This window comes from Citreicella sp. C3M06, from assembly GCF_018860705.1.
GTDB lineage: Bacteria > Pseudomonadota > Alphaproteobacteria > Rhodobacterales > Rhodobacteraceae > Salipiger.
In genome coordinates this window covers 1-5,867 of record NZ_JAHKQA010000066.1, presented here as the reverse complement: position 1 = coordinate 5,867, position 5,867 = coordinate 1, and the positions used below count along the sequence as shown (strand labels likewise).

Annotated in this window: 5 protein-coding genes; all 5 read right to left on the bottom strand. The window is 51.7% G+C overall.

All coding sequences use genetic code 11. The features are described 5' to 3' along the window. Positions 1 to 173: 173 nt before the first annotated feature. Positions 174 to 1,421 (bottom strand): McrC family protein, encoded by a 1,248-nt coding sequence (locus tag KO516_RS14430; RefSeq protein ID WP_216004488.1) that lies wholly within the window; start codon positions 1,419 to 1,421, stop codon positions 174 to 176. A 13-nt stretch (positions 1,422 to 1,434) separates the two neighbouring features. Further along, positions 1,435 to 3,039 carry an AAA family ATPase gene (locus KO516_RS24780; RefSeq protein ID WP_216004487.1) on the bottom strand — a complete coding sequence of 535 codons (1,605 nt, stop codon included), beginning with the start codon at positions 3,037 to 3,039 and terminating at the stop codon, positions 1,435 to 1,437. Then, entirely contained in the window at positions 3,040 to 4,068 is a 1,029-nt protein-coding gene (locus tag KO516_RS14420; protein ID WP_216004486.1) for a site-specific DNA-methyltransferase, read from the bottom strand. A gap of 356 nt (positions 4,069 to 4,424) precedes the next feature. Next, positions 4,425 to 4,895 carry a hypothetical protein gene (locus KO516_RS14415; protein WP_216004485.1) on the bottom strand — a complete coding sequence of 157 codons (471 nt, stop codon included), beginning with the start codon at positions 4,893 to 4,895 and terminating at the stop codon, positions 4,425 to 4,427. A 328-nt stretch (positions 4,896 to 5,223) separates the two neighbouring features. Further along, the coding region (locus KO516_RS14410) for a type IV secretion system protein (protein ID WP_216004484.1) at positions 5,224 to 5,867 on the bottom strand (644 nt) is incomplete at its 5' end.

Below are 5,867 nucleotides of genomic sequence, written 5' to 3'. Positions count from 1 at the left end.
TATGAATCCTGACCCTAGCGCCATTTGCCTCTCGAATGGAGTAACGCTGGCTATTGCAGGAAATTATTTGGCTGAACTTGTTCGAAAGCACTCTCCAAGTGACCCTCCAGTTTTTTGAATACCTCGGTATGTCAAGACCGGAACGACCTGAGGGAAAGGTTAAGTAGGTGCTATCATTTCAGAATGGCGCCCACCTCTTTTACCATTTTACCCTGCGCCTCCCGAATGTCACCTCGGATGTTCACAAGATAGTGGTAAAATTCTGCGCCTGTTGGCAGCTTTCCCAGTCTCCGGAGGCCTTGGCTTTCCCCTTCATTGGCTGGAGAAAATAGAACTCCAAGGGGGGCTCCCGCCGCTGTCACATGGCTAATTATCTGATATCGATCGGCCTCTTTGAGCTTCGGCTTATACTTAACTTCGCCTAAGGCGATCACGTTCTTCTTACCACGCCTGAAGATGACGTCCGACTTTGTCGGGTAGACCTTGCTATCGGTGAAGAGCTTCCCTTGATGTTTGTTCCCGTCGAGAACTGAAATTTTCCTAGCCCTAAGACCTTCACCAAAAGAAACACGAATGAATTTCTCAAAGATATCTTCGAGATTGAACAAGAAAGATGGCAATTCACGGCCGCCTGGCGCGAAGGAGAAGGCTATTCCTCCACCAGTGACAAGCAAGTGGTAGACTCTAAGCATCCCGGCATAGTTCTCTCTTAGCCGAAGTGAAACAGTCTCATCCAAGAAGAAATCATGAGAACTTGGCTCGCGCTCCTGCACCCTCCGCAAGAAATCAAGAGCGATCTGCAATATTCTCCGCTCGCCTTCCCACTCTGCGCTCCGAGGGATGAGCCTAGAAAATCTCAGGCACGCAGATTTGATGACTTTGTTTGCTGGACTATCGAGCCCGAATTCATAGACACTCGAAACGGTTTCAATTGGATTCCCCCGCGAGAGATATGTGGAAATTGTTCTCCCAAACTCGACCCGCGGCTTGTAGTAGCCAGTCAAAGTGCGAGTGTAATAGGTTCGCTCAAAGCCCGTCGATAAAGCCCCCCGCAAATAATGGCAAAAGCTTCGCGCAAGCAATAATATTGGAGCCGGGTTCTCAGCGCCTTGATAGCTCCGAATGGTTGGAAGGATATGAGAGTAGTCCTCGCCCCCAATCTCTAACATCGACCACAGGTTCTCAATAGGGAACTTAGGCACGATATTCAGGGTGATGCGGCTTGTCAGCGGCAAGAAGCCAATCAACCCTAGAGCCATGAGATCAACGCCATTGGTTACATCTCGAAGCTCGATTGCCTTTAGGTCCCTCGTCTCAGGCAGAATGAGTGAATGACCACTTTGGTCGATGAGGTCGCTACGAGGGAAGAAGCGCCTACCGCGCTCCTCGATCTCCACAACATCGGCTTCAGGAAACAACATCGGTCTTGCTTACCTAGGCCTCATCACCGTCGACTCCCTCTACCTCCGCGGCCTCATCAATCTTCAGGAGGCCATCGACTTCTTCTTTTATGCGGTCATAGGCTTGGCGGTCGTGGAAGAGAGTGCGCTGTAGTCCGAGTTTTACTCGCCCCTCCCAGACATCAGACAGGTCTTCAATGGTGCGAACCTGCAAAAAGCTTGTGTGACCAAATCCAGCCGGAAAAGCATTGTTCAGAAGATCGAAGAGGTGGAGCGTTCTTTTAATCACCCGCTCCTCAACAGCGTGATCGTGCAGGTGACTTTGAAGCAAGGATTTATCAGGGTCCAAAGCGATGACAATGAAACGTCTTAGAAGCGCATCGTCCAAATCAGTCACAGAGCGATCAAATGGGTTTGCTGTCGCCAAGACAATTAGGTTCCTGGGGAGTGATATCTCCCTACCCGATATTGCCAACTTAAAATTCTTCTCACGGTAGTCTAGCTCCAAATAGGTGAGGAGCTCACCAAAAATTCTAGCCACATCCCCTCGATTAAGCTCGTCAATCACTAGAATGTAGAGATTCTCCGGATCCTGTTTGGCCTTCTCTGAGAAGGTGAGAAAATGCCTCTGATCGAGCACATAGCTAACGCCTGCTGCGCCTTTTTCTCCACTGCCGCCCTGCACAGCGGGACGAAAGCCCTCCACAAAATCATCGTAGCCGAATGCTGGATGAAATTGGAGGAACTCGATGCGATCTTCATCTCCTTTTGCTAAGTACTGAGCAATCTCATGAGCATACTTTGTTTTTCCGGTCCCTGGGGGGCCGGCAAGAAGGAATGAGTGACTGGTTTTCTTATTAATCGCGTTGAGAATAATAGCTAAAACAGCGTCGTCCGAACTCATAAGCTCGACTTCGCCCGTACCGGCCTCCTCCTCTTGGCCCTCAGGAGTAATAGGAGGAGCTTGAAGATGAGCCCAAAGCCTAGGCGCCAGTTCCTCAAGGAAGGTCTCGTTTGATGGGCGTTGCGTTAGAGTCTGAGGCCATTCACGGCCTGCTGTTAGACGAAACCTTCCTCTGTATGGCGCCTGAAATTCATCGAGGCCAAAATGTTCAAAGAGAAGGTGATCATATAACGCCTGCCAGCTATCAATTCCGTCAGGAAAACCTCTGAATGCGAACAACCACACCATGAAGTCCTCGAATTGAAACTCTTCAGGGACCTCACCTTCAAATGCATCTTGAAACGCATCTGTTAGACGAATAGTGGTCTTCTCGCCTTCAAGATACCCCTGTAGGCGCATGTCTCTATATCCACGACTAGAGAACAGGTTGCCCCACATTTTGGTATCTTGCCGGATCATATAGTCATTGGCAAAATCACCGCGATCCCAACGTATCCCCTTCAAGCGAGGGCGAAGTAGATTGTTCCCCGTTTCAAATGGGGGGATGTCCAATAGTGCTCCGTTGAAGTATCGATCCAAAAATTGATCCGTGCCGAGATTCCTCGACATGTCAACATGGTCAGCCTCTCCAACATCGTTTGCGGCAAAAACAAACGCAGGAATAAGCCAATTAGCGCTAATTTCCTGCAGAGCCTCGATGGAGGTTTTGATCGTCGGAATATCAAAGTATTGCACTTAGGACTCTTTTTTTGATTTCGTTCCCGGTTTGCGGAAATTTTTCCTATTCCCGTCCCACTCATCCCATAGGGGTGATTGCTTCTTGAGGCCAGATTGGACCTCAGACCACTGAGATGACTTGTATCCTTCTGCCTCTACTGCACCTTGGACGTAGTCAATGTAGTCGTCGCCCATATCGATCCCGACCACGTTTCGGTGATTGGCAATTGCCGTCAACATAGAAGTTCCACTACCAACAAAGGGGTCGAGTACATGTCCGTTGGGCGGGCTAGCGATATCAATGCAGCGCCGAACGAGCTCAGAAGGGAATGCAGCATTGTGGTTGGCGCGGCGATTGCGCTCAATTGGAATATTCCAAACATCTTCTTCTACGAGCTTCGAACGGTCGAAGCTATAGAACCGGCTCTTGGAAAACATGAAAACGAACTCATACTGCCGATACGGGCGATCTCTTGCTGTCGGCTCTACAAAGGCGTTGCAACGATTCCAAATAATGGAGCTACGCAGCGTCCAGCCACGCTGCTGCATTTCAAAGGCCACTTTCCAGGGGACGCCAATCATACTCTTCTTGGGGATATCCCACCCGCTTTTATCCACAGGCCGGACTTTCTTCCGCAAAAAGTTTCGGGAGGAGCATTTGGGGTCGCTACCGTGAGGCTGGCCATTGCCAGAATAGAAGGTATCACCAATATTAAGGAAAAAGACGCCTTCAGGATGCAGCGTTCGTTTCACTTCATCGAACACATCCATGAGAGCACTAATATAGGTATCAACGGAATCTTCATGCCCGAGCTGACCGTCGTAGCCATAGTCCCGAACCCAGAAGTACGGGGGTGAAGTAACCGCTACATTGAAAACGTCACTAGGAAGCTTCTTGAGCATGCTGGCTGAGTCGCCGTGCATCAATCCTGCGAAGTGTCCTGTCTCCGATGTGTACCCATGAAGGTCACCGTGCTGCTTGCTTTCAGCCGACGAAGTTGACTCTGGGGAGGTGTCGACGGAGAAACCGGTAGATGAGGTGTCCATGAGTATAATTCTTCCTATTTTGACCGCTCGCGCGCCGATGCGAAACGCTAGCTTACGGACAGGAACATAACAAGATCAACCTACTTTTCTATCAATGATAGACCTGTGGGCCGCTGTGTCGGGGCTCTACGCCATCCATGAGCACTGTTCGCGACGCTGGCGCGATTTTCGTCAAGTTGTAGAGGGTGAGAGGACGAACCGCAACAAATTGTAGCGCTCCGTCGAGCTGCTGAGGTGAAGCAGTTTTGAGCGCAGAAGTTCCTGTGGCCCGCGCCATAGGCGTGTCGATGACGAGGACGTTCTAGGATGGAACGACCTGACCAGCCTCTTGGCAACGGAGTTGCAACTCCGAGGGGTCATCGGTCGTCGCTCGGAAGCACAACACCTTCAGCTCGTGCAAGCGCATCTTCGAGGGCATGAACCACTAAGTTCTCAACCGCATTAACTCTGTAACCGTGTTCAAGGGCCAGCTTCCTCACCAACTGCTCGATGCGCGCGTTTTTCGGTCCGAACAGAAACCACTCATTCAACGCCTGTTGGTCAGGATGAGTGGGGAGATGTTGAACCACTCCACTTTTGGCGTTTAGGGCCGCCCAAAATCCCTCGGTGGACAAGCGTCCGCTGCTGGTCTGCAACGTTTCTCTTTCTTGATCTGTCCCAGGTTCACCATCTGGCTGTTCAGACGCTTCGCCTTCCGGTGACCCGACACGCGCCATACAGCTCAGCAGAGCGGCTCGGATGGCTGAACACTTGCTTCCCTCACCTGAGAGCTCCAAGAAGCGCTGCAGCAGTTCATCGAGGTCTTGGTCAAGCTCTAGCAGCGACATAGTGATCAGCCTACGAGTTTGCGGTTTTCGCTACCAGCGTATCCGGTCCATCTCCGGCGACCCGGGGCTGCACGGTGCGATCCTGAAGCAAAACTAAGTTACGCTTCTGGTAGCAGGCGAAGCTTGTCATTTGGGAGAGCATTGCATGGCTCCCAAGCGTGTCAAGTACGGGGGCCGCCAGCACCCGACGCCTTCGGGCGCTCCCTCTGCGGATATTTCGTGGAAGATGAAGGCCATTACTTGTGTGCCCAAGGGCATTGCCTAGGGCACATACCACGCTGGCGATCGGATCGTCAGAAGGAATACGGAAAACTTACTAATGTGACGATCATTTCCTCAGACGCTCGGACCGCTCCATCATGCGTTGCATTTTCGCCCCTGTACTAGGAGAGGGCGCCGCACCACTCTGCGGCGAAGAGCCCTGCGAGTGCTCCGAAGAAGTGTTTTGTTTGATCGATGCAGGCCGCGACCCGTGAGTGTTCGGGCCGCTTAGTCCTGGGGACGTCCTTAGAGGGAGCCCTTTCTTGATGTTGCCACCGATGACTGCCGCTGCCCAGCCGGCTTGAAGGTTTCCAGAGACCATGGGCACGATGAAAGGAATGGCGACGATCATAACTAGGGACAGTATCACCACACCGAGGAACGGTACCATCTTACCCGCCTTGTCCGCGGTATCTACTGTGCCGAGATCGTTGACCAAAAGCGTGACCAGACCGAAGACCATCGAGAACACCCCCGCGATTACAACCGGATAGAGAGCGAAGCTCGCCAAAGATGACACCCAGCGATGGAAATAATCCTTGGTCACGTCGAACATCGAACAGAGGATCATCACCGGGGCCAAGCCGATCAGCAGCGTGATCATCATCTTAGCCAGAACCAAGACTGCTCCAGCCAATCCTCCTACCAAGGCGATTAGCGCCATAAAGAACACGCCCATCAGCGCCTTGCTGACCCTAGGGTCAGGATTCA

Excerpts from the sequence above, each read along its gene's own strand:
- KO516_RS14430 (WP_216004488.1), bottom strand. The coding sequence starts at position 1,421 with ATGTTGTTTCCTGAAGCCGATGTTGTGGAGATCGAGGAGCGCGGTAGG.
- KO516_RS14420 (WP_216004486.1), bottom strand. The coding sequence starts at position 4,068 with ATGGACACCTCATCTACCGGTTTCTCCGTCGACACCTCCCCAGAGTCA.
- KO516_RS14415 (WP_216004485.1), bottom strand. The coding sequence starts at position 4,895 with ATGTCGCTGCTAGAGCTTGACCAAGACCTCGATGAACTGCTGCAGCGC.